Genomic DNA, 24,013 nt, shown 5'->3' on the forward strand with positions numbered 1-24,013 from the left:
GGACACCCTTGGAGCAAACCTCTATCATTGACGTCTTTAGTCCACGGATCCCCCATGGCTCTTACCGCCACCATCCGCAAGGCCGAACTGCAGATCAGCGACATGGATCGCGGCTACTACGCGACCCACAACCTGACCCTGGCCCAGCACCCGTCCGAGACCGACGAACGATTGATGGTGCGCCTGCTCGCCTTCGCGCTGAACGCCGGCGACCGCCTGGAATTCGGCCGCGGCCTGAGTACCGACGATGAGCCGGACCTGTGGGAACACGACTACACCGGCGACATCCTGCAATGGATCGACCTGGGCCATCCCGACGAATCCCGCATCCGCAAGGCCAGCAACCGCAGCCGACAGGTGCAGGTGGTCAATTACGGCGGCAACGCCTCGGAGATCTGGTGGGGCAAGCAGGGCAAGGGCCTGGCGCGCTTCGACAACCTGTCGGTGGTTGACCTCGATGGTTCCTTCGTCGAACTGTGGGGCCAGCAGATCCAGCGCGCGATGCGCTGGAGCGTGCTGATCCAGGACGGTGAAGTGCAGCTGCTCAACGATCAGATGCAGCTCGACGTGGTCCCGGACTGGCGCAAGCGCGCCAAGGCATGAGCACGATCCGTTGCGACGTGGTGGTCATCGGCGCCGGCGCGGCCGGGCTGATGACCGCGATCACGGCTGGCCAGCGCGGCCGCCAGGTGCAGGTGATCGACCATGCCAACAAGGTCGGCAAGAAGATCCTGATGTCCGGCGGTGGCCGCTGCAACTTCACCAACACCGGCACCACCCCGGCCAACTTCCTGTCGGCCAACCCGCACTTCTGCAAATCGGCGCTGGCGCGCTACACGCCCTGGCACTTCATCGAGCTGGTCAGCAAGCACGGCATCGCCTATCACGAAAAGGAGCTTGGCCAGCTGTTCTGCGACATCTCGTCCAAGCAGATCGTGAAGATGCTGGTGGACGAATGCCAGGCGGCCGGTGCCCAGATCCGCACCGAATGCAGCGTGCAGCGCATCGAGCACGGCAGCGACGGGTTCCGCGTGCACACCACGCAGGGCCTGTTCCACTGCGCCTCGCTGGTGGTTGCCACCGGCGGCCTGTCGATTCCGAGCATGGGCGCCACCGGCTTTGGCTACGAGATTGCCCGCCAGTTCGGCCATCAGGTGCTGCCGACCCGCGCCGGGCTGGTGCCGCTGACGCTCAGCGGCAAGCACCAGGAACGGCTGGCCGATCTCAGCGGCGTCGCTCTCCCCGTCGAGGCGCGCTGCAACGGAAAGAGCTTCCAGAACTTCATGCTGCTGACCCATCGCGGCGTGAGCGGCCCGGCGATCCTGCAGATCTCCTCGTTCTGGCAACCCGGCGATGCGCTGGAGCTGGACCTGCTGCCCGGCCAGGATGCCGGCGAGTGGCTGCGCCAGATGAAGCGCGAGCGCCCGGCCGCCGAGCTGCGCACGGTGCTGGCCGAGGTACTGCCGAAGCGGCTGGCGCAGCGCCTGTGCGAGCACTGGCTGCCCGACCGGCCCGTGCGCCAGCTGGACGAGCCGGTGCTGCGCCAGGCCGCGCAGCTGCTGGGCGCGTTCCCGCTGGTGGCCAGCGGCACCGAGGGCTATCGCACCGCCGAAGTCACCCTGGGCGGCGTGGATACCGCTGAGGTGTCGTCCTCGACGATGGAATCCAAGCGCGTACCCGGTCTGCATTTCGTCGGCGAGGTGCTGGATGTGACCGGCTGGCTGGGCGGCTACAACTTCCAGTGGGCCTGGGCCAGCGGCCACGCGGCCGGTGGCGTGGTGTGAACCAGATCGCCGTTCGATGCGTGCAAGGGGCGCGCGCATGGACGGTTCGCCGCGCATCGTGTATCTAGATTCGCAGATTGGGGAGCAGTGCATGCAGAACGCGAACGACATCACCATCCGCCTGCTGATCGTCGATGACAGCGGCGAGAATGCCGAAGCCATCGTCAGCACGCTGCGCAACAGCGGCATCGCGGTGCGCCCTTGGCGTCCGCAGGATGCGGCCGAGCTGTCCCAGGTGCTGTCCAGCCAGGCCATCGACCTGGTGCTGGCGTCCCCCTCGCAGGGCATCCCGCTGCCGCTGGTGGCCCAGCACATCGCCGCCAGCGGCAAGGACATTCCGCTGGTGCTGCTGGCCGATCGCATCGACGAGGACGAGCTGGTGCAGGCCAGCAGCCACGGCATCCGTGCCCTCGCCCTGCGCCAGCGCTCCGAGCATCTGTTGGCCGTGGTCCGCGACCAATGGGTGGACCTGCAGGCCCGTCGCGGCCTGCGCCGCATCGAAGCGCAGATGCGCGAGACCGAGCGCCGCTGCGATGCGCTGATCGCCTCTTCGCGCGATCCCATCGCCTACGTGCACGAAGGCATGCACATCCGCGCCAACGATGCCTACCTGGAAATGTTCGGCTACGAGCAGTTCGACGACATCGAAGGCATCTCGCTGCTGGACATGGTCGCCGCGCAGCATGTGGAAGGCTTCAAGCAGCTGCTGAAGGGCCTGGGCCGTGGCGAGGCGCCGCCGCCGCAGTACCAGCTCGATGCCCGCCACGAGGATGGCAGTACGTTCGCGGCAACCATGGAATTCACCGCCGCCACCTACGAAGGCGAATCCTGCCTGCAGGTGGTGCTTCGCCGCCGCATGGAGTTCGATCCGGAGCTGGCCCGCGAGGTCGAGGACCTGCGCCAGCGCGATCAGGTCACGGGCCTGCTCAACCGCCCGACCTTCATGCTGCAGCTGGAAAGCGCAGTGGCACAGGCCGGGCGCAGCGAAGGCCAGTTCGGCCTGCTGCTGATCGAGCCGGACCACTACGCGCGCCTGCTGCCGGACATCGGCCTAGCCTCGGCCGACGCGCTGATCGGCGCCCTTGCCGGCCTGCTGGCCGAGGTCGTTGGCGAGGACGCGCAGCTGGCCCGTTTCGGCGAACACAATTTCGCCGTGCTGCAGGCCGGGCCCTACGCGCAGACCGTGGCACTGGCCGAGCGCATCCGCGAAGCGTATGCAGCGCATGTGTTCAGCATCGGCGCGCGCTCGGCCACGGTGACGGTCAGCATCGGTGGCGTACAGGTGGGCGAGAAGATCGCCAGCATCGGCCAGGTGCTCGCACGCGCCAGCGAGTGCACGCATGCCGCCGCCGAACTGGGCAATACCTGCCGCATCTTCGACCCGGCTGCGGCCGACCGCGTCGAGGAAGAACGCGTTCTGCGCTGGGTCACCCGTATCCGTGAAGCACTGGCCGGCGACGGCTTCCAGCTGCACTACCAGCCGGTGCTGAACCTGCAGGGCGAGCCGCTGGAGCTGTACGAGGCCTACCTGCGCCTGGAGCACAACGGCGAACTGCTGAGCCCGACCGCGTTCCTGGGCATCGCCGAGGAGTACGGCCTGCTGGCGGAGATCAACCGCTGGGTGGTTTCGCAGGCCATCGCCGTACTGGGTCAGCGCGCACGCCAGGGCCACGCCACCCAGGTACTGGTGAAGGTGACGCCGGAATCGTTCGACGACCCAGAGATGATCGCCACCCTGCGGCGCGAGCTGCAGGCGCAGGGCGTGCCCGGCGAACGGCTGTGGCTGCATGCGCCGGAAGCGAAGGTGTTCACCCACCTGCGCAGTGCGCAGCAGTTCCTTGCCGAAGTGGCGCCACTGGGCTGCCGCATCGGGCTGGAGCAGTTCGGTTCGGGATTGGACTCGTTCCAGCTGCTCGCCCACTTCCAGCCGCAGTTCCTCAAGCTGGACCGCGGTTTCACCAGCGATCTGGCGGCCACCCGCGAGAACATCGACCGCATCAGCCAGATCACCGCACGCGCGCAGGAGGCCGGCATCCGCACCATCGCCGAGTTCGTCAGCGACGCCAATTCGATGACCCTGCTGTTCAGTGCCGGCGTGGATTACGTGCAGGGCGACTTCGTCGGCCCGGCGCTGCCGGAGATGGGGTTCGAGTTCGGGTGACCGCGGTAGTGCCGGCCGCTGGCCGGCGTCCTTGGTCCCCAGGGTTGCCGGCCAGCGGCCGGCCCCACCAAAAGATCAGGTCATGTCGACCAGATTGTCGATCTTCACGTCCGGATTGACGTCGGCCTCGTAGTCGACACCCTCCACGCCAAAACCGAACAGGCGCAGGAAGTCGGCCTTGTAGCCGGCCAGGTCGCTGATCTCGTACAGGTTCTCATTGGTGACCTGCGGCCACAGCGCGACCACCTTGCCCTGCACGTCTGCCGCCATTTCCTTGTAGTCGGCACGCAGGCGGCCTTCCTCGTCGACCAGCGCGACGGTATGGCCATCGCCATTGACCAGATCGTGGCGCAGGCGATCGATCGCCACGCCGTCGGCCTTGCCGCCGTAGAGGATGTCGTACAGCACGTCCAGCTGCTCGATGCAGCCTTCGTGGGTGCCCTTTTCCTTCATCACCTTGAACAGGAGCGACAGGTAGAGCGGCATGGTCGGAATGGCCGAGCTGGCCTGGGTGACCACGGCCTTCAGCACCGACACGCGCGCGTCGCCGCCGATTTTCGCCAGCTTCTCGCGCAGGCCCAGCACCTTGGTGTCCAGGTCCTTCTTGGCGGCGCCGATCGAGCCGTTCCAGTAAATCGCCTGGGTGATCTCTTCGCCCACGTAGGTGAAGGCCGTGGTGGTGCAGCCGTTGGCCAGCACGCCGGCGTCGGCCAGCGCGTCGATCCACATCTGCCAGTCTTCGCCACCCATCACCGCGACGGTGCCAGCGATCTCTTCCGGGGTCGCCGGCTGCAGGGTGGTTTCCGTGATTACTTCCTTGTCGGTATCCAGGCCGCGCAGGGTGATCGGCTCGCCGATCGGCTTCAGCGTGGAGCTGATGACTTCACCGGTCTTGGGGTGCTTGCGACGCGGCGCCGCCAGGCTGTAGACGACCTGGTCGACCTGGCCGAGATCGGCCTTGATCATCTCGATGGTCTTCGCCTTCACTTCATCGGAGAAGGCATCGCCGTTGATGCTCTTGGCGTACAGGCCGGCTTCGTCGGCGTACTTGTGGAACGCGGCCGAGTTGTACCAGCCCGCGGTGCCCGGCTTGCTCTCGCTGCCCGGGCGCTCGAAGAAGATGCCCAGGGTCGCGGCGCCGCTGCCGAAGGCAGCGGTGATACGCGCAGCCAGGCCGTAGCCGGTGGAGGCGCCGATCACCAGCACGCGCTTGGGGCCGTTCTGGATCGGCGGACGCGCGCGGATGTAGTCGATCTGCTGCTTGACCGCGGCCTCGCAGCCGGTCGGGTGGGTGGTGACGCAGATGAAGCCGCGGACGCGCGGTTTGATGACCATGGATACCTCGGGTTGGCAGATGCGGCGCACGGGGCGCTCAGCAGGAATACGGCTGCGCGCCTGCGCGCGCGAACCGCAGGATCGTAGTGCGCGGGGGCCGAATGCACAACCGACGCTGGCGTAGGGTGGTGTTTCTTTTGCAGGGTTGCACCCTGCACCCGCAGAGGCCTGAGCAACGGCCAGAGCCAGAGCAACGTCAAAAGCTGGGTTCCTGGGGGTGGGCGGGGTGGGTCCGGTTGAGGGGGACGCTGCAAGTCCCCCTCCGGGGCCCGGCCCAGCCGCTGGCGGCTGTGCGTTCGGGCGCTTGCGAAGCAGTGCTTCGCAAGCAAAGCGCCCTCACCCATGTAAGCTCGGTCGCCGCATCCATGCGGCTCACGCCCCCTCAACCGGACCCACCCCGCCTTCGACAGATTTCCGCGATCTGTCGGAACGGTGTCCACCTCTGGTAGGTGTCGACCTTGGTCGACACGGATGAATTCATTCGATATCTGACAGATGTGTCGACCAAGGTCGACACCTACCAACAGCCGCCTGAATCTGTCAGAGGTGGGGCGGTGTCGGAGTGCGGGGTGTCAGCCGCATGGATGCGGCTGCCAAGCCTACACGGACGTACTTGCGGCGTCCCCGCACTCCGGCACCGCCCCGCCCAATCACGGAATGCACGCTGTTGCTGTTGCCGGCCAGCGGCCGGCACTACCGCGGGTGCAGGGCTGCAAGCCCTGCACACAAAAAACCCCGCTTGCGCGGGGTTCTCTGTGTGCTGCGGGCAGCAGGCAATTACGGGCGACGGGCCAGGGCCTCGACGTCCTTCGCCTTCGGCAGCAGGTCCTGCTTGCTGACACGCAGGAAACCGATCGTCAGCATCGGCACCGCCACCAGGATCGAGGACAGCACAACGATCACCGCACCGATCATGTGCGTCTCGGCCAGGCCTTCCATCGAGCTGCCGCCGTACATGTACAGCGCCAGCGCCGACAGGAAGAACATCACCGCGGTGATCACCGTACGCGACAGCGTCTGGTTGATCGAACGGTTCAGCACTTCCATCGAGTCCACGCGCAGGCTGCGGAAGTTCTCGCGGACGCGGTCGAAGACCACGATGATGTCGTTGATCGCAAAGCCCATCACCGACAGCAGGCCGGCCAGCACGGTCAGGTCGAACTCACGACCCAGCAGGGACACGTATGCGACCGTCACGATCAGGTCGAACATCGCCACGATGCTGGCGGTGACCGCGAACTTCCACTCGAAGCGCACCGCGATGTAGATCAGGAAGCCGGCCAGCATGAAGATGGTCGCGTACAGGCCATTCATCGCCAGGTCCTTGCCGATCTGCGGGCCGACGAACTCGTTGCGCAGCACGGTGGCCTGGTTGTCGGCAGAAGACAGCGCCTTCACCACGGCGGCAGCGGTGGCCTTGTCCTCGGCGGCGGCGTCACCGGTACCCGGCGCATGCTCACCGTGCGGGGCCAGGCGGATCAGCAGGTCGGTGTTGCCACCGACGCTCTGGACCTGGGCGCCTTCGAAGCCACTCTGCTCGAGCTTGTTGCGGACCTGCTCGACGTCCACCGGCTTGTCGAAGCGGGCTTCGATCAGGGTGCCGCCGGTGAAGTCCAGCGCGTAGTTGAAGCCCTTGATGCCGATGATGGCGACCGAGGCCAGGAACACCACGATGGTGACTGCCATGGCGACATGGCGCCAGCGCATGAAGTCGATCTTGGTGTCGTTCGGGAGGATGTGCAGCGGAAACAGTTTCATTGTGCGTGTCGTCCCGTCAGATGGCCACGTTCTGGAGCTTCTTGCGACGGCCGTAGATCAGCGTCGCCAGCGCACGCGACACGGTGATCGCGGTGAACATGGAGGCGAAAATACCGATGATCATGGTCAGTGCGAAGCCCTTCAGCGGACCGGTACCGAATGCGAACAGCGCCACACCGACGATCAGGCCGGTCAGGTTGGCGTCGAGAATGGTGCCCGAGGCACGCTCGTAACCGGTCACGATCGCGGTCTTGCCCGGCACGCCGGCACGCAGCTCTTCACGGATACGCTCGTTGATCAGCACGTTGGCGTCCACCGACAGGCCCACCGACAACGCCAGGCCGGCGAAGCCCGGTAGGGTCATGGTCGCGCCAAACAGCGACATCACCGCCACCACGATCAGCAGGTTGAACAGCATCGCTGCCGAGGTGATCACGCCGAACATGCGGTAGTACACGCTGAAGAACACCAGGGTGAACAGGAACGCGAACACCACTGCGCGCATGCCGTTCTTGACGTTCTCGGCGCCGAGGCTCGGGCCGACCACACGCTCTTCGACGAAGTCCATCGGCGCGGCCAGCGAGCCGGACTTCAGCAGCTTGGCCAGGTCGTCGGCTTCCTTCTTCTGCAGGCCGGTGGTCTGGAAGTTCTTGCCGAACACGCCGTTGATGTTGGCCACCGAGATCACTTCCTCGTTGACCTTGAAGCCACGCACTTCTTGGCCGTCAACCAGGGTCACGGTCGGCACGCGTTCGGTATACACCACCGCCATCGGCTTGTTCACGTTGGCGCTGGTGAAGTCGAACATGCGCTGGCCGCCGACGTTGTTCAGCGTCACGCTGACCGCCGGGGCACCGCTGGTGGAGTCGGTCACCGCCTGCGCGCCGACCATCTGGTCGCCGGTGACGATCACGCGCTTGTTCAGCAGGATCGGACCGCCGCCGTCACGGCGCTGATAGACCTTCGCTTCCGGCGGGATGCGGCCGGAGTCGATGGCGTCCTGGGCATTGCCCTCGACCACCGCGCGGTATTCCAGGGTGGCGGTGGCGCCGATCATGCGCTTGGCTTCGGCAGTGTCCTGCACGCCGGGCAGCTGCACGACCACGCGGTCGGCACCCTGGCGCTGGATGATCGGCTCGGCGACGCCGAGCTGGTTCACGCGGTTGCGCAGGGTGTTGATGTTCTGCTCGATGGCGCCATTGGCGATCTGCGCGATCTCGGTCTCCGGCACGGTCACCGTGATTCGGTTGCCGCTGACGTCGTAGCCGAGCGTCGGCTGCGCCTTCACCAGCGCCGCACGGGCACGCTGTGCGGCGTCATCACCGGCGGACGGGCTCAGGTTGGCCACGATGCTGTTGTCCGCGCGACGCTCCACCGACTGGTACGCGATGCGCGCGTCACGCAGGGTGCTGCGCACGTCTTCGGTGTAGGCGTCCAGGCGCTTGTCGAGGGCGGCCTTCTGGTCGACCTGCAGCACGAAGTGCACACCACCCTGCAGGTCCAGGCCCAGCACCATCGGGCGACCGCCGAGGTTGGCCAGCCAGTCCGGCACGGTCGAGGCCAGGTTCAGGGCCACGGTGTACTTTTCGCCGACGGTGTCGCGCAGGGCGTCGCTGGCAGCGGACTGCGCCTTCAGGTCCGGCAGGCGGACAATCAGGCTTTCCCCTTCCTTCTCGACACCGACGGGGGTGACTCCGGCCGTCTTCAGGTCGGCCAGCACACGGTCGCGCAGCGCATCGTCGATCTGCCCGCCACGGTTGGCGGTGATCTGGAGGGCCGGGTCCTTCTGGTAGATGTTGGGCAGCGCGTACAGCGCGCTGAGCGCCAGTACGATCAGGATGACGACGTACTTCCAGCGTGGAAATTCGAGCATTGCTTGGGTCCCGCGCGGCGCCATCCCCGGCGCCGCGGTTGTGCATCGGAAAGGGAGTGGCTTACTGGGCCGACTTCAGGGTACCGGCCGGCAGCACGTTGCCGACAGCGCCCTTCTGCACGCGGATGCGCACGTTGTCAGCCACTTCAATGGTGATGAAGTTGTCGCCGATGTCGGTGACGATGCCGGCGATGCCGCCGTTGGTCAGCACTTCATCGCCACGCTTGATCTTCTCCAGCATGGCCTTGTGCTCCTTCTGCCGCTTCATCTGCGGGCGGATCATCAGGAAGTACATGATGGCGATCAGGATGACCGGGAACAGCAGCGTGGTCAGGCCCATGCCCTGCGGTTGGCCGCCGGCGGCCTGGGCGTGGGCGGCGGGAATCAGGAAAGCAAGCAGGTTCATCGTTGGTCCTTTGGTTGGGCGGCGCTTCGGCCCTTTCACGGGCACGAGGTGTCGACCGCGGATCTGGGTCAGCCTTGAAGTATGCCACGGCCCCGGGCGTTCGTCCTTGGGCCGTTTGGCAGGGGGTGTTCGGGTTACAGGGGCGGCGCTACCGCCCCGCGTGCCGCGTAGAAAGACTCACGGAAGGCCAGGAAGGTTCCCGCTTCGATGGCCGCACGGATGTCGGCCATGAGCTTTTCGTAATAGAACAGGTTGTGTAGCGTGCCCAGCATCGGCGCCAGCATCTCGTTGCAGCGGTCCAGGTGGCGCAGGTAGGAACGGGTGTAGCCGCCGGTGCAGGCCACGCAGCCGCAGCCCGGCTCGATCGGGTCCATGTCGCGCGCGTACTGGGAGTTGCGGATGCGGACGGTGCCGAACGAGGTGAAATAGTGGCCGTTGCGGGCGTTACGGGTGGGCATCACGCAGTCGAACATGTCCACGCCACGTGCGACACCCTCGACCAGGTCCTCCGGCCGGCCCACACCCATCAGGTAGCGCGGACGGTCGCTTGGCAGCTCCGGGTCCAGGTGGTCGAGCATGGCGTTGCGCTCGTGCTCCGGCTCGCCCACGGCCAGGCCGCCGATGGCATAGCCGTCGAAACCGATCGCCTGCAGGGCCTCGGCCGAGCGGCTGCGCAGGTCGGTGTGCACGCCGCCCTGGACGATGCCGAACAGGGCCGCGTCATTGCCCAGCTCGTCATGCGCGTTGCGGCTGCGCTGGGCCCAGCGCAGGCTCAGCTCCATCGACCGGCGCGCCACATCCTCGGTGGCCGGGTACGGGGTGCACTCGTCGAAGATCATCACCACGTCCGAATCGAGCACCTTCTGGATCTTCATGCTCTCTTCCGGGCCCAGGAACACACGGGCGCCGTCGGTGGGCGAGGCAAAGGTCACGCCCTGCTCGGTGATCTTGCGGCGGTGGGCCAGCGAGAACACCTGGAAGCCACCGGAGTCGGTCAGGATCGGGCCGTCCCAGCGGCAGAAGCCGTGCAGGCCGCCGTGGTCGGCGATGATGTCCAGGCCCGGGCGCAGGTACAGGTGGAAGGTGTTGCCGAGGATGATCTCGGCGCCCAGCGCACGCACCTGGTCCGGCAGGATGCCCTTGACCGAGCCATAGGTCCCGACCGGCATGAAGGCCGGTGTTTCCACCGTGCCACGCGGGAAGGTCAGGCGGCCACGGCGGGCACGGCCGTCGCGGGTCTTGAGCTGGAACTGCAGTCGGGACATGGAGCGGTCATTCGGGCAAATAGTTGCCTATTGTCTCCCAAAACCGGGCCGGCCGCCCATGCAGGCCGGAACGGCACGGCAGTAGAGCCACGCCATGCGTGGCTTTCCTGGTCTCCAGGCACCTGCAAGTGCGCACCAACGGTGCGCACCCACCACTATCAGGCAGAGGTCAGCCCCCTACCCCGCCTGCGGGAACAGCAGCATCGCGTCGCCGTAGCTGAAGAAGCGGTAGCGCTGCTCGATCGCGTGCTGGTAGGCCTCGAACACGCGTTCCTTGCCGGCGAACGCGGAGATCATCATCAGCAGCGTGCTTTCCGGCAGGTGGAAGTTGGTCACCATCGCGTCGACGCTGCGGATGCGGTAGCCCGGGGTGATGAAGATCTGCGTTTCACCGGCAAACGGCAGCAGTTCGCCATCACGCATCGCGCTTTCCAGCGCGCGCACCACGGTGGTGCCGACGCCGATCACCCGGCCGCCGGCGGCGCGCGTGCGCCGCACCTGCTGCACCAGCTCGGCGCCGACGTTCAGCCACTCGCGGTGCATCACGTGGTCCTTCAGGTCATCGGCACGCACCGGCTGGAAGGTGCCTGCACCCACGTGCAGGGTGACGTGCCCGAACTCCACGCCCTTGTCCTTCAGTGCGGCCAGCAGCGGTTCGTCGAAATGCAGGCCGGCGGTCGGCGCCGCCACCGCCCCCACTTCGCGCGCGAACACAGTCTGGTAGCGCTCGCGGTCGTCCACGCCCGGCTCGCGCTGGATGTAGGGTGGCAGCGGCAGGCGACCGGCGTGCAGCAGCCACTGTTCCAGCGATTCCGGCACATGGAACTGCAGCACGTAGAACTCGCCATCGCGGCCCAGCACCTCGGCTTCACCACCGGCATCCAGCGCGATGCGGCTGCCGGCCTTCGGCGACTTGCTGGCGCCCACCTGGGCACGGGCCTGCTGGCCACCGAGCAGGCGCTCGATCAGGATCTCGACGCGGCCGCCGCTGGCCTTCTGCCCGAACAGGCGCGCCGGGATCACGCGGGTGTCGTTGAACACCAGCAGGTCGCCCGGCTGCAGCAGGGACGGCAGGTCGCGCACCTGCAGATCGGTGAAGGTCGCAGGTGCGGCCGGCACCAGCATCAGGCGGCTGGCGGAACGTTCGGCCAGGGGAGCCTGCGCGATCAATTCAGCCGGCAGGTCGTAATGGAAATCGGACTTCTTCAAGGCAGTGGGCGGCAACAGGTCGACAATGGCGCGCATTGTACGTCCAGCGTCTGCGAGCCGGCGCGCTTCGCGGCGAACGTCGCGCAAAATGCTGCTATGCAGCAGGTTTCTGCGGGGTTATCGCGCAAAAAAACAAGTGCTAGCATCGAGTCGGAAGTCCGCTGCACGAGCCTGCCCCAAGCGCGCGTGATGACGCGCGTTTTGCTTTTGAAGACCCGTGCGACCCATTGTTTCAGGAGATCTGCAATGAGCTTCATCGAACGCCTCGCCCCCCTGCGCACCCAGCCCGGCACCCGCCTCACCTCCGGCCTGGACGATGCCACCCTGACCGCCCTGTCCGCCCGCCACCCGCAGCTGGTCGCCGCGGTGGATGCCGCCGCCGAAGAGTTCGCGCGCGTGCAGGCCGACCTGGGGCCGCTGCTGGCGCAGGACGAACAGGCGCAGATCGACGCGATGCAGGACGGCTTCGTCAATTTCTATGCCGATGATGCAGTGACCCCGTACGTGGCGCTGGCCGCGCGCGGCCCGTGGGTGGTCACCCTGAAGGGCGCCGTGCTGTACGACGCCGGCGGCTACGGCATGCTCGGCTTCGGGCACACCCCTGACGCCGTGCTGGAGGCGATGGCCCGCCCGCAGGTGATGGCCAACATCATGACCCCCAGCCTGTCGCAGCAGCGCTTCATCACCGCCCTGCGCGCCGAGATCGGCCACCGCCGTGGCGGCTGCCCGTTCGCCCGTTTCATGTGCCTGAATTCCGGTTCCGAAGCGGTTGGCCTGGCCGCGCGCATCGCCGACGTCAACGCCAAGCTGCAGACCGACCCGGGTGCGCGCCACGCTGGCGCTGCGATCAAGCGCGTGGTGGTCAAGGGCAGCTTCCATGGCCGTACCGACCGCCCTGCCCTGTATTCCGATTCCAGCCGCAAGAGCTACATGCAGCACCTGGCCAGCTACCGTGGCGAGGACTCGGTGATCACCGTGGCGCCGTACGACGAAGCCGGCCTGCGCAAGGTGTTCGAGGACGCCGCACGCAACCAGTGGTTCATCGAAGCGGTGTTCCTGGAACCGGTGATGGGCGAAGGCGATCCGGGGCGTTCGGTGCCGCCGTCGTTCTATGCCGTGGCCCGCGAACTGACCCGTGCCCACGGCAGCCTGCTGCTGCTCGACTCGATCCAGGCCGGCCTGCGCGCGCATGGCGTGCTGTCGGTGGTCGATTACCCGGGCTTCGAAGGCCTCGACCCGCCGGACATGGAGACCTATTCCAAGGCCCTCAACGCCGCGCAGTACCCGCTGTCGGTGCTGGCGGTGACCGAGCATGCCGCGCAGCTGTACCGCAAGGGCATCTATGGCAACACCATGACCAGCAACCCGCGTGCGCTGGATGTGGCCTGCGCCACCCTGGCCCAGCTGACCCCGCAGGTTCGCGCCAACATCGCCGAGCGTGGTGCCGAGGCCGTGCGCAAGCTTGAACAGCTGAAGAACGAGCTGGGCGGGCTGATCACCAAGGTGCAGGGCACCGGTCTGCTGTTCTCCTGCGAGCTGGCCCCGCAGTTCAAGTGCTACGGCGCCAACTCCACCGAGGAATGGCTGCGCCAGCACGGCATCAACGTGATCCACGGCGGCGAGAACTCGCTGCGCTTCACCCCGCACTTCGGCATGGACAGCGAGGAGCTGGACCTGCTGGTGGGCATGGTCGGCCGCGCCCTGCGTGAAGGCCCGCGCCGCGAGCAGGCCGCTGCCGCGTAAGCCTGCTTGGCGTTTGTAGAGTCGAGCCGTGCTCGACTCGGCCTTTGCCGCGATCTGAACGAAGAGCAGCCGAGCATGGCTCGGCTCTACAGAAGGGCTCATAATCCAAGGACACCCCGTCCCCGACCGCCCTGCGGTTGGCGACGGGGCGTTTTCGTTTCCGGCCAAGAGACAGGAAGATCCATGAAATCGATCTGTGTGTACTGTGGTTCCAACGCTGGCAGCAAGCCGGCCTACACCGAACGCGCCATTGCCCTGGGTGACCGCATCGCCCGCGACGGCCTGCGCCTGGTGTATGGCGGCGGCAACGTCGGCCTGATGGGAACCGTGGCCAATGCCGTGCTCGCCGCTGGCGGCGAGGTGACCGGCGTGATCCCGCGCCAGCTGGCCGACTGGGAAGTGGCCCACCGTGGCCTGACCGAACTGGAGATCGTCGGTTCGATGCATGAGCGCAAGTCGCGCATGTTCGATCTTGCCGACGGTTTCGTCGCCCTGCCCGGCGGCTTCGGCACCATGGAAGAGATCTTCGAGATGCTGACCTGGCGCCAGCTGGGCATCGGCAACAAGCCATGCGCATTCCTCGATGTGGACGGCTTCTACGCCCCGCTGATCGGCATGATCGATCGCATGGTGGAAGAACGCTTCCTGCATCCGGACCAGCGCCAGGACCTGTGGTACGGCTCGGACATCGAGGAGATGCTGGAGTGGATGAAGAACTACCAGCCGGCCCAGGCCTCGAAGTGGATCGACGAGAAGCGCCGCGCCGCCCTGCGATGATGCAGCTGCACGCGGTGGCTCAGTCCGCCGCGTGCGCCCACGGCGCGGGCCGCCCCAGCAGGTAGCCCTGGCCGTAGTCGCAGCCCAGTTCACGCAGGGTCTGCCGCTGCGCGTCGGTCTCGATGCCTTCGCCGATGGTCTCAATGCCCAGCGTGCGCGCCAGCGACAGCACGCCTTCCACCAGCGCCCGCGTACTCTGCACTTCCGGGCCGTGCAGGCCGGCGATGAAGCTCTGGTCGATCTTCAGCGTGCTGATCGGGAAACGGTGCAGGTAGGACAGCGCGGAGAACCCGGTACCGAAATCGTCCAGCTGTACCTGGATGCCGCGCTCGCGCAGGCCCTGCAGGATGCGCAGCGTGTGCGGGCCGTCGTCCAGCAACGCCACCTCGGTGATTTCCAGGCGCAGCCGGCGCGGATCGGCACCACAGCTGTCGAGCAGGCCGAACAGGCGATCACTGAACTCTGCCGAGCGGAAATGCCGGGGCGATACGTTCACCGAGACGTAGCCTTCGCCTCCCCGTGCCAGCCCCGCGATGACCTGCTCGTAGATCAGCCAGTCCACCTGTTCGATCAGGCCGCTCTCTTCACCCAGCTCCAGGAACGCGCCGGGCAGCAGCAGGCCACGGCGCTCATGCTGCCAGCGCAGCAGCGCCTCGTGACCGACCACTTCGCCGTCGGACAAGCGCACGATCGGCTGGTAGAACGGTACGAAATCGCGGTTGTTGATCGCACGGCGCAGATCGGCTTCCAGGTCCAGGCTGCGCATGGCTTCTTCGCGCATGTCCTCGTCGAAGATCGCACAGCGGTCATGGCCCTGCGCCTTGGCCCGGTACATGGCCGCATCCGCATCGCGCAGCAGCTCTTCTCCGGTGCGGTAGCGCGGATTCCACAGGGCAATGCCCAGGCTGCCGGACGGAAACAGTTCGCGCCCGGCAATCCACATCGATTCCTGCAACGCCAGCAGCAGCCGCTGGCCGAAATCCAGTGCCTGCGCCAAGCCCTGCGGGCACTGCAGCAGAACAGCAAACTCATCACCGCCGAGCCGTGCCACCACATCTTCGGTACCTGCCATCGACACGATGCGCTTGGCCACTTCCACCAGCATGCGGTCGCCGGCGGCATGGCCGATGCTGTCGTTGACCAGCTTGAAGCGGTCCAGATCGAGGAACAGCACGGCGAACACCGGTCCGCCCTCACGCTTGGCCAGCGCCAGTGAATCCTGCAGGCGATCCAGCAGGTGCAGGCGGTTGGGCAGGCCGGTCAGCGCATCGTGCATGGCCTGGTGGGTCAGGCGCTGCTCGGCACGCAGGCGCTCACCGATCTGCCCAAGCAGCTTTTCGTTGACCTCGGCCAGTTCGCGGGTGCGTTCCTCAACGCGCTTTTCCAGCTCGGCATGTGCCGAACGCAGCCGCTGCTGGTCGCGCTGGCGCGCAAGCCCGGTTCCGATGTTCTGCGCAACGAAGGTCAGCAGCCGCTGATCGTGCACGCTGAACGTGCTGTTCTCGCTGTAGCTCTGCACCACGATCGCACCCACCACCTCATCGTCGCGCAGCAACGGCACGCCCAGCCAGCAATGCGAGCGCGCGCCGGACTCGCGCACTTCACCACTGGCGAGCAGCGCATCGATCTGCGCGCGTGACGCCAGCAGCGGGCGCCGGTTGCGCACCACGTATTCGGTCAGGCCCCGGCTGAACGGCCGTGGCGCGCGGCTGGCATTGTGCTCGTCCACCGAATACACGAAGTCCAGGCCGTTGCCGGCCGGGTTGACCAGGGCGATGTAGAAATTGCGTGCGTCGAGCAGGCGCCCGACCACCCCATGCACCTGACCATAGAACTGGTCCAGGCTGTCGGCTGACATCGCCATCTCGGCGATGTTGTACAGCGCGATCTGCAACTGTTCGGCACGGCGACGCTCGGCCACCTCATCCTGCAGGCTGCGGTTGGCGCGCTGCAGTTCCTGGGTGCGCCGCGCCACCTGCTGCTCCAGCCGCACCTGCGCCTGGCGCCGGTCCATCGCGGTCTGTACGTGCTGCGCAACGAAGCCCAGCAATGCGCGCTCGGCCTCGCCATAGCGGGCCGCCTGTTCATAGCTCTGAACCACGATGGCGCCGCAGACGCGGCCGTCGCGCAGCATCGGCACGCCCAGCCAGTCCAGGCTTTCGGGCCCACGCTGCGGGTCGTGCTCCTGTTCCATCACCTGCGCCAGCAGTCTGCGCGAGGGACCACTGAGCGGCTTGCCATGGCGCAACAGCGCCACGGTCAGGCTGCGCGGCATCTCGCTGGCGTCATGGCTCTGCGCGGGATCGGCGACGAAGTCATCGAGCTGATCGGCGAAGTACAGGAAGCGGATCTGGTCGCGCACATCGTCGTATTCCACGATGTAGCAGTTCTCGGCATACATCAGCGTGCCCAGCACACCATGCACGTGGCGCAGCATCTCGGGCATTTCCAGGTCGGCACCGGCCAGATCTGCAATCTGGAACAGGGCCTGCTGCAGCCGTTCGGCCTCTTCCAGTGCCTTGATCTGGCCGGCCTGGCGGCCGCGCTGCAGCGCCAGCTCCATCGCCTGCCGGGCCAGCCCCCACCACGCGGGTGAAGGCACCGCGCCCGCAACCGACAGCAGCAGCCGCGCACCGTCATACTCCCAGCCGTGCTGGCCATCGCCGGTGGCGGGCTCCACGGACGCAGCGCTGTCAATCGCAGGCAAGGGCCAGCCCCCTCGGCCACTCCCCAGCTGCGGGTCGTCCCAGCCAACGCGGACCACGGCCGTTTCCGGCAAAAGCGCATGCAACGCGCGCACCAGCGCCGTGCTCAACACGGCCTCGTGTAGTGGCTCTTCCGCCGATTCAGCATGCGTGGACAAATGACAATCTCTTGGCGCCGTCTGTGCGTCGCCTCCCCTGAGCCGCCGAGCATAGCGCGCCACCCGGGGGGCAATGGAAGCCCGTAAACCCCGAATCGTGCGCCCGTACGTTTTTCGTGCTGTCCGTAGCTGCTTCCATGCCATGAACCTCGCCCTGCCCGCCCCTGCCACCGGCTATGCGCCACCGCCTGCAGGCCTTACCCTGTACGCCGTGGAAGCCAGCGCACTGCCAACCGATGAAGCCTTGATGCTGGCCTGGGCCGGTGGCGACCTGCGCGCGTTCGAAAGCCTGTATGGGCGCCACCGCAAGCGCCTGTTCGGCTTCCTGCTGCGACAACTGCGCGACACCGCGCTGGCCGAGGAGATCTTCCAGGACGTCTGGCAGCGGGTGATCAGCGCCCGTGCCGGGTGGCAACCGGACGCGGCGTTCAGCACCTGGCTGTTCCGCATCGCCCACAACCGCCTGAACGACCATTGGCGCGCCGCCCGCCACCGCCCGGCTGCCCCGGCCGATGCCGATCTGCGCCTGGCCGCGATCGAGGATGGGCAGACCCCGGAAGGCGAGCTTTCCGAATTCGAACAACGTCGCCGCATCCAGCTGGCGATGGAACAACTGCCGCCTGAGCAGCGCGAAGTGCTGCAACTGCGGCTGGATCAGGAACTGAGCCTGGAGGAGATCGGCCAGATCACCGGCGTAGGCCGGGAAACCGTGAAATCGCGGCTGCGCTATGCGATGGACAAGCTGCGTGCGGGATTGAACGCATGAACCGAGACGAACCGCTGACGCCGGAAGAACGCGAGCTGGCCCGGCTGCTCGGCCGTCGCGCCGAGCAGGCTCCGCCCGCCGCACTGGACGCTGCCATCCTGGCCGCGGCCCGCGCTGCCGTGGACGCGCCGGCCGCCGATGCGGTCGCCTCTCCCGAGGCGCCGCGCACGCAGCGCACACGTCCGCGTTGGCCGGCGGTGTTCGGCATCGCCGCCTCGATGGTGTTTGCCATCGGCGTCGCCTGGCAGCTGCGTCCGGAACCGCCGCCGGTTCCGGCCGGTGAGGCCGCTGTTGCTGCGGCACCGGCAGCGGCAGAAGACGTTGCGGCTGCCGATCAGGCCGCTGACCGCAGTGCAGCCGACAGCGCTGTGGCGGCCGCCCAACCAAGCGCTGCGCCCGCAGCACCCGAGGCCGCCCCTGTTGCCGCTGCCCCGGCACCGGCCATCGCACGCGCGCCCGAGCCGGCGCCGGCCTTAACCGCTGAAGCGCCGGCCCAGGCTGCACGATCGATGGCTGCGGATGCGGCCGCCGATACCTCCTTTGCGGCCCTCCCGCCAGCGCCGACGGCAGCAGCGCCGCCTGCGCCACCGGCACCCGCCGCCTACTCGGCACCGGCACCGGCATTCGCGCCGGCAGCGTCCGGGGCACTGAAAGCACGCACGGCCGCGGCACCTGCACCGGCACCAGCAGCCAATGCCGCCGAGGTCGAGCGGGCGGAGGCGCTGGATCGGGTGGAGATCACCTCGATGAAGCGTGAGGCTCCCAGCCGTTCGGCTCCGGGCATCATGCGCCGCGGCAGCGATGCGGGCCTGAGCGCGGATACCGTGCAGGCCGAGGTGGACGCCGACGCGCGCCTGCCACGCCGGCAGTGGCTGCAGAAAATCCGCGAGCGCCGTGACCAGGACCAGCGCGACCTCGCCCGCGCCAGCCTGGAACGCTACATCCAGCAGTATCCGGAAGCGCGCCTGCCGCGCGACCTGCGCCCGCTGCTGCACGACTGAAACGGGCGGGGGTACCCGGCAACACCGTAGAATGGCGGGAATGCTCGATACCCTCGCCCAGCCCGTCAGCCACACGCTGGAAGTCAAACACAGCCGTTTCATCGCCCATGCCGCGCCGATCGACGGCGCCCCCGCAGCGCTGGCGTTCCTGCAACAGGTTGCCGTGGCCGACGCCACGCACAACTGCTGGGCCTACCGGCATGGCCAGGACTACCGCTCCAGCGATGATGGCGAGCCGGCAGGCACCGCCGGGCGGCCGATCCTGGCCGCGATCGACGGGCAGGGCTTCGACCGGGTGATGGTGGTGGTGACGCGCTGGTTCGGTGGCATCAAGCTCGGCGCCGGCGGCCTGGTCCGGGCGTACGGCGGCGCCGCCGCAGAATGCCTGCGCACCGCGCCGCGGCTGGCGCTGGTCGCCATGGCACGGCTGCAGCTGCAGGCCGGCTTCGAAGACCTGGGCACCCTGCATGCGGCCCTGCCGGCATTCGGCGCGGAGAAGCGCGATGAACAGTTCGACGCGAACGGGGTGTGCCTGCGGGTCGAATTGCCGGCCGATCAGGTCGACGCATTGAAAATCCGCCTGCGCGACGCCACTCGTGACCGTATCCGCATAGAAGACGACCACCAGGATGACTGACAAGGACGGCGCCCCCGCCTCGCCCCCGCCGCTGCGCCGCCTTGGCAGCCTGCGCACGCTATGGCCGTTCGTGCGCCGCCACAGTGGCCTGTTCACCGCCTGGCTGATGGCCCTGGCGGTGTCTTCGGCGGCCACGCTGAGCCTGCCGCCGGCGGTCAAGCAGATGATCGACCATGGCTTCAGCAGCGGCGGCCAGATCAACCGTGCCTTCGCCCTGCTGATGCTGGTGGCCGTGGTGCTGGCCCTGGCCACGGCCGCGCGCTTCTACTTCGTGTCGCTGCTGGGCGAAAAGGTCGTGGCTGACCTGCGCAGCCGCCTCTACGCACACCTCATCCAGCTCGGTGCCGGCTTCCATGACCGCAGCCGCAGCGGTGAGCTGGTCTCGCGCCTGACCGCCGACAGTGAGCTGCTGCGCAGCGTGGTCGGCTCGACCATGTCGGTGGCATTGCGCAGCAGCGTCACGGTGGTCGGCAGCCTGGCGATGCTGTTCGTCACCAGCCCGCGGCTGGCGGCGTGGTCGCTGCTGGGCATTCCGCTTGCGGTACTGCCGATCATCATCGGTGCGCGCAAGCTGCGCACCGTCGCGCGCAGCAGCCAGGACCGCATCGCCGATGCGAACAGCCTGGCCAGCGAGACCCTGGGCGCCGTAAGGACGGTACAGGCGCATGCACGCGAACCCTACGAGCGCGGCCGCTTCGACCATGCACTGGGCGATGCCATCAACGCCGCCCGCCGCCGCATCGGTGCGCAGTCGCTGGTCACCGCCAGCGCCATCCTGCTGGTGTTCGGCGCCATCGTCGGCGTGCTGTGGCTGGGCGCGCACGATGTCATCGACGGCCGCCTCAGCGCAGGCACCCTTGGCCAGTTCGTGCTGTACGCGCTGATCGGTGGTGGCTCGGTCGGTGCGCTGGCCGAAGTCTGGAACGAACTGCAGCGCGCGGCCGGCGGCATGGGCCGCATCGGCGAACTGCTGCAGGAAGACATCGAGATCCGCGCGCCGGCGCAGCCGCACGTGCTGCCGCAGCCGCTGCGGGGCGAGATCCGGTTCGACGACGTGGTGTTCCATTACCCGCAGCGGCCAGACCAGGCGGCGCTGGACCATTTCAACCTGCACGTGCGCCCGGGCGAGACCGTGGCCCTGGTTGGCCCGTCAGGCGCAGGCAAGAGCACGGTGCTGTCGATGCTGCTGCGCTTCCACGATCCGGCCAGTGGCCGCATCTGCGTGGATGGCATCGACGTGCGCCAGGTCGACCCGGCCGAACTGCGCGGACAGCTGGCGCTGGTTCCGCAGCAGCCGACGCTGTTTGCCGCCAGCGCGCGCGACAACATCCGCTATGGCCGCCTGCAGGCCAGCGACAGCGAGGTGGAAGATGCCGCACGCGCCGCCGAGGCGGACGGATTCCTGCGCGCGTTGCCGCAGGGCTATGACAGTGAGCTGGGCGAGCGCGGCGCCCGCCTGTCCGGTGGCCAGCAGCAGCGTGTGGCGATTGCCCGCGCACTGCTGAAGGATGCGCCGATCCTGCTGCTGGACGAAGCCACCAGCGCGTTGGACGCGCAGAGCGAGCACAGCGTGCAGCAGGCGCTGGAGCGGCTGATGGCGGGCCGCACCACGCTGGTCATTGCCCACCGCCTGGCCACCGTGCTCAAGGCCGACCGCATCGTGGTGATGGACCAGGGCCGCATCGTCGCCGAGGGCACGCACGCGCAGCTGCTGGCCGAAGGCGGACTGTACGCTGAACTTGCAAGCCTGCAGTTCATCGATTGATGACGTCCGCCTAACATCGGCGCGGCCAAGCTGGCCGCGCAACAGCAGCATCCGCTGAAGGAGGTGCACGATGTCGTTCCGTCAGTTCCCCGCCGTCGACAGCAACGGCGAAAGCCACATCATCATCGAGTTCAAGCCCGAGGCGAATGGCAGCGGGCGCCATTCCGAAGCCACGCCACGCTACGAGCTGGATGATGGACGGCCGCTGGTACGCGACGGCCGCGAGTTCACCACCAGTGGCGGTGAGCTGAGGCTGACGATCTGAGGTTTGCCGGGCATGGCCCGGCGCCACCGGATTTCGTACCGCTCCGCTCTGGTGGGTGTCGACCTTGGTCGACACGCTTTTTGCCAAAGGCGGTCGAGCATGACTCGACCCTACAAAAAGCGTGATCAATTTTTGACCAAGCATCTTGACAGCCTTTACTACCAAGGGCTGAGCGAGGTTATCCACACCTTTGCTCAGAAACCATCCACACCGCCTGTGGATGAATGTGCTCAGCCCAGCACCCGCCCGATGCCGCTGGCGTCCACTTCGGCGGCCGCGCGACTGATCGCCCCCGGATCGCTGCCGGCCACGAACCCGATCCGGAAATGCACTTCGCCGCCAGGCGTGCGCGAGGAATGGATCGAGGCCAGGCTGATGCGGTGCTGCTCGAACACATTCAGCAGCTCACGCAGTGAGCCCGGCCGGTCTTCCGGCAGGTGCACCGACAACGCATTGCGCTCGGTCAGGTCAGCCAGCAGATAGCCCACGCGTTCAAAGGTGTAGTTGCCCGCGGCCAGTGCCTGCTCGCCGAAGGCACTGCGGTTGGCCGACAGCAGCCCCTCACGGAATGCATCGCGTGCAGTGTCGTCGCCCTGCCCGACCTGGGCCTGCAGGGCCTGCAGCTGGCCGACCAAGCGCTCCAGCATTGGCGCCACGTACGGATTGCCGAACTGGATGTCCTCGTAGATCGCGGGGTTCAGCGACAGGATGCGCGAGATGATCGCCGTATCCAGTTCGAACGATGCCGACCGGTACGGCATCATCGCGGCCAGGTCGCCCAGCTGCGGCTGGTACTGGCGCAGCACGCCGGCCTGGGCCAGGTGGGTGGCATGCACCATCGCCTGTACCAGCGCCATCATCTGGTCGTGATGCTGCGGCGTGGCCCGCACGCACTCAGCCTGCAGCGCCGTGCACAGCGAATCGACCCATGGCTGCCAGTGCCGCAGCCGCGCTTCGCAGACCACCATCACCCGACCCTTCAGGGTCGGCGCTTTCGGTGGCGCGGTCATCGGGTGCAGCCCGACCACCTCGGCCTGCGAGGCCAGCATCGCCTGCACCGGCGCCTCCTTCACCGAGGTCACATCCAGCCACAGGCGGTCCTGCTCGCGGCCGGCCGACTGCCGCACGTACTCGGCGATCAACGCCGGCGTATGCCGGATCGGCGCCGAGAACACCAGCACGTCGGCCTGCGCGAGCAGCTGTTCCGACGTATGCGAGCCCGGATCAGCCGGATCATGGCCGATTACCCGCAGCTGCATGTGCTGCTGGAAGAAGCGGGTCAGCCAGCGCCCGTAGGCGCCGGCACTGCCGACGATGCCGACCGTGCGCGGCGTGCGCGGCGTGCGTTCGAGCAGGCCGCTCATACCACGCGCTCGGCGCGGAAGCGCGTCCCCTCGGCCAACGCGGCAGGCGCTGCAGCGATCACGTCGAATTCTTCGAAGCCGTTGTCCAGGGTCGCCTCCAGGGCCGCGTGGGTGCCGGCAATCGCACGCGAGATCGCCTGCTGCATCGATTCGCCGCGCAGCAGGAACGACACCACCAGCGACATCAGCACATCACCCGTACCAGCCACGTCCACCGGCAGCAGGGGCGAGGTCCAGCGCCAGGTCTCCTCGCGGCCGACAGCCAGGGTCACCAGTTCACCCGGGGTGCCGCCCACGCTGTGCGCGATCACCCAGTGCGGGCCACGATCCAGCAGCGTGCGTGCGGCGGCGATGGCATCGGCCTCGGCGAGCGCCGGCATGCCGGTGAGGCGATTGAGTTCAAAGGCGTTCGGGGTCACCAGCCAGGCATGCGGCAGCAGGCGCTCGGCGAAGATCGCTTCCAGGCCCGGTTCCACGTAGGGGCCGGTGTGGGTATCACCAATCACCGGATCCAGGCAGTAACGCAGCTGCGGGCAGGCCGGCAGGATGTCATCCAGCCAGTCGGCGAAGGCCGCACCGTTGGCGGTGCTGCCGAAGTAGCCGGACACCAGCATCTTCGCCCGCTGCGGCAGGCCGCGCTCGTGGGTGCCCAGCAGCAGGTCGGCGAACCAGTCGGCGGGCAGCACGCGACCGCGCGTGGTGTCGTAGAACGGCGCGTTGCTGAGCAACACGGTCGGAATTTCTGCTACGCGCACGCCGAGAGCGCGCATCGGCGGCACGGCGGCGCTGTTGCCGGCGTGGCCGTAGACAAGTTGCGACTGGACCGAGATGACATCGATCGGCGACGGGCCGTCGGGCCGCTGGCGGCGGCCGTGGACCAGGTGGTTATCAAGGGATTCGCTCATGGCCGCATTCTACGCTCAAGGGGGTTTTCGGCAGGGCTTGCAGCCCTGCACCTGCAGAATCAACGTCAACATCAAAAGCCAGAGCGGGCTATCCGTGGGATGGCGGGGCGGTGTCGGCGTGCGGGGACGCCGCAAG

At 67.4% G+C, this 24,013-nt stretch carries 19 protein-coding genes; 10 read left to right on the forward strand and 9 right to left on the reverse strand.

Annotated features, from left to right (window positions below; all coding sequences use genetic code 11):
• Nucleotides 1-54: 54 nt before the first annotated feature.
• The 3 genes from JLDANKMP_RS15575 (at nt 55) to JLDANKMP_RS15585 (ending at nt 3,945) form a co-directional block, all read left to right on the forward strand.
• Nucleotides 55-603 (forward strand): YaeQ family protein, encoded by a 549-nt coding sequence (locus JLDANKMP_RS15575; RefSeq protein WP_212561590.1) that lies wholly within the window; start codon nt 55-57, stop codon nt 601-603.
• On the forward strand, nt 600-1,784 hold the full coding sequence (locus JLDANKMP_RS15580; protein ID WP_212561591.1) for an NAD(P)/FAD-dependent oxidoreductase: 1,185 nt from the start codon (nt 600-602) through the stop codon (nt 1,782-1,784). Before JLDANKMP_RS15575 ends, JLDANKMP_RS15580 begins: the two co-directional genes overlap by 4 nt.
• A 91-nt stretch (nt 1,785-1,875) precedes the next feature.
• Nucleotides 1,876-3,945: an EAL domain-containing protein gene (locus JLDANKMP_RS15585; RefSeq protein WP_212561592.1), complete on the forward strand. Its 2,070-nt coding sequence runs from the start codon at nt 1,876-1,878 to the stop codon at nt 3,943-3,945.
• Between the two features lie 75 nt (nt 3,946-4,020).
• Here JLDANKMP_RS15585 and fabV read toward each other — a convergent pair whose 3' ends face one another.
• The 6 genes from fabV to queA form a co-directional block, all read right to left on the reverse strand.
• Nucleotides 4,021-5,280 carry an enoyl-ACP reductase FabV gene (gene fabV / locus JLDANKMP_RS15590; RefSeq protein WP_212561593.1) on the reverse strand — a complete coding sequence of 420 codons (1,260 nt, stop codon included), beginning with the start codon at nt 5,278-5,280 and terminating at the stop codon, nt 4,021-4,023.
• A gap of 777 nt (nt 5,281-6,057) precedes the next feature.
• Complete coding sequence (gene secF / locus JLDANKMP_RS15595) at nt 6,058-7,038, reverse strand: protein translocase subunit SecF (RefSeq protein WP_005409259.1); 981 nt, start codon at nt 7,036-7,038, stop codon at nt 6,058-6,060.
• Nucleotides 7,039-7,054: 16 nt separating this feature from the next.
• Nucleotides 7,055-8,911: a protein translocase subunit SecD gene (secD, locus tag JLDANKMP_RS15600; protein ID WP_005409258.1), complete on the reverse strand. Its 1,857-nt coding sequence runs from the start codon at nt 8,909-8,911 to the stop codon at nt 7,055-7,057.
• Between the two features lie 61 nt (nt 8,912-8,972).
• Nucleotides 8,973-9,317, reverse strand: a complete 345-nt coding sequence (yajC, locus tag JLDANKMP_RS15605; RefSeq protein ID WP_005409257.1) for a preprotein translocase subunit YajC — start codon at nt 9,315-9,317, stop codon at nt 8,973-8,975.
• Nucleotides 9,318-9,451: 134 nt separating this feature from the next.
• Nucleotides 9,452-10,582 carry a tRNA guanosine(34) transglycosylase Tgt gene (tgt, locus tag JLDANKMP_RS15610; RefSeq protein ID WP_111111629.1) on the reverse strand — a complete coding sequence of 377 codons (1,131 nt, stop codon included), beginning with the start codon at nt 10,580-10,582 and terminating at the stop codon, nt 9,452-9,454.
• Between the two features lie 177 nt (nt 10,583-10,759).
• Nucleotides 10,760-11,827, reverse strand: a complete 1,068-nt coding sequence (gene queA, locus JLDANKMP_RS15615) for a tRNA preQ1(34) S-adenosylmethionine ribosyltransferase-isomerase QueA (protein WP_212561594.1) — start codon at nt 11,825-11,827, stop codon at nt 10,760-10,762.
• 210 nt (nt 11,828-12,037) lie between these two features.
• On the opposite strand from queA, the gene JLDANKMP_RS15620 reads away from it, so the two are divergent.
• Both JLDANKMP_RS15620 and JLDANKMP_RS15625 read left to right on the forward strand, forming a co-directional pair.
• Entirely contained in the window at nt 12,038-13,534 is a 1,497-nt protein-coding gene (locus JLDANKMP_RS15620; RefSeq protein ID WP_212561595.1) for an aminotransferase class III-fold pyridoxal phosphate-dependent enzyme, read from the forward strand.
• 183 nt (nt 13,535-13,717) lie between these two features.
• Nucleotides 13,718-14,311, forward strand: a complete 594-nt coding sequence (locus JLDANKMP_RS15625) for a TIGR00730 family Rossman fold protein (protein WP_005409253.1) — start codon at nt 13,718-13,720, stop codon at nt 14,309-14,311.
• A gap of 19 nt (nt 14,312-14,330) precedes the next feature.
• Here the strand turns inward: JLDANKMP_RS15625 and JLDANKMP_RS15630 are convergent, their stop codons facing one another.
• Nucleotides 14,331-17,129, reverse strand: a complete 2,799-nt coding sequence (locus JLDANKMP_RS15630) for an EAL domain-containing protein (RefSeq protein ID WP_343237747.1) — start codon at nt 17,127-17,129, stop codon at nt 14,331-14,333.
• A 292-nt stretch (nt 17,130-17,421) separates the two neighbouring features.
• Between JLDANKMP_RS15630 and JLDANKMP_RS15635 the strand changes: the two genes are divergently transcribed.
• From JLDANKMP_RS15635 to JLDANKMP_RS15655, 5 genes are all read left to right on the forward strand, one after another.
• Nucleotides 17,422-17,940 (forward strand): RNA polymerase sigma factor, encoded by a 519-nt coding sequence (locus JLDANKMP_RS15635; RefSeq protein WP_229295586.1) that lies wholly within the window; start codon nt 17,422-17,424, stop codon nt 17,938-17,940.
• Nucleotides 17,937-18,941 (forward strand): hypothetical protein, encoded by a 1,005-nt coding sequence (locus JLDANKMP_RS15640; protein WP_212561597.1) that lies wholly within the window; start codon nt 17,937-17,939, stop codon nt 18,939-18,941. The genes JLDANKMP_RS15635 and JLDANKMP_RS15640 overlap by 4 nt, the downstream gene beginning before the upstream one ends.
• Nucleotides 18,942-18,981: 40 nt before the next feature.
• Nucleotides 18,982-19,578 carry a YigZ family protein gene (locus tag JLDANKMP_RS15645; RefSeq protein WP_024958288.1) on the forward strand — a complete coding sequence of 199 codons (597 nt, stop codon included), beginning with the start codon at nt 18,982-18,984 and terminating at the stop codon, nt 19,576-19,578.
• The gene (locus JLDANKMP_RS15650; protein WP_212561598.1) at nt 19,571-21,343 is read left to right on the forward strand and encodes an ABC transporter transmembrane domain-containing protein; all 1,773 of its coding nucleotides are present in this window, start codon (nt 19,571-19,573) and stop codon (nt 21,341-21,343) included. Before JLDANKMP_RS15645 ends, JLDANKMP_RS15650 begins: the two co-directional genes overlap by 8 nt.
• Before the next feature lie 70 nt (nt 21,344-21,413).
• A complete protein-coding gene (locus tag JLDANKMP_RS15655) occupies nt 21,414-21,608 on the forward strand; it encodes a hypothetical protein (RefSeq protein ID WP_212561599.1) in 195 nt (64 codons plus the stop codon).
• Nucleotides 21,609-21,838: 230 nt separating this feature from the next.
• Here the strand turns inward: JLDANKMP_RS15655 and JLDANKMP_RS15660 are convergent, their stop codons facing one another.
• Nucleotides 21,839-22,972 carry a prephenate dehydrogenase gene (locus JLDANKMP_RS15660; protein ID WP_212561600.1) on the reverse strand — a complete coding sequence of 378 codons (1,134 nt, stop codon included), beginning with the start codon at nt 22,970-22,972 and terminating at the stop codon, nt 21,839-21,841.
• Entirely contained in the window at nt 22,969-23,877 is a 909-nt protein-coding gene (gene pdxY / locus JLDANKMP_RS15665) for a pyridoxal kinase (protein WP_212561601.1), read from the reverse strand. The genes JLDANKMP_RS15660 and pdxY overlap by 4 nt, the downstream gene beginning before the upstream one ends.
• Nucleotides 23,878-24,013 lie beyond the last annotated feature (136 nt).

Source organism: Stenotrophomonas sp. PE591 (assembly GCF_018320795.1).
GTDB lineage: Bacteria > Pseudomonadota > Gammaproteobacteria > Xanthomonadales > Xanthomonadaceae > Stenotrophomonas > Stenotrophomonas maltophilia.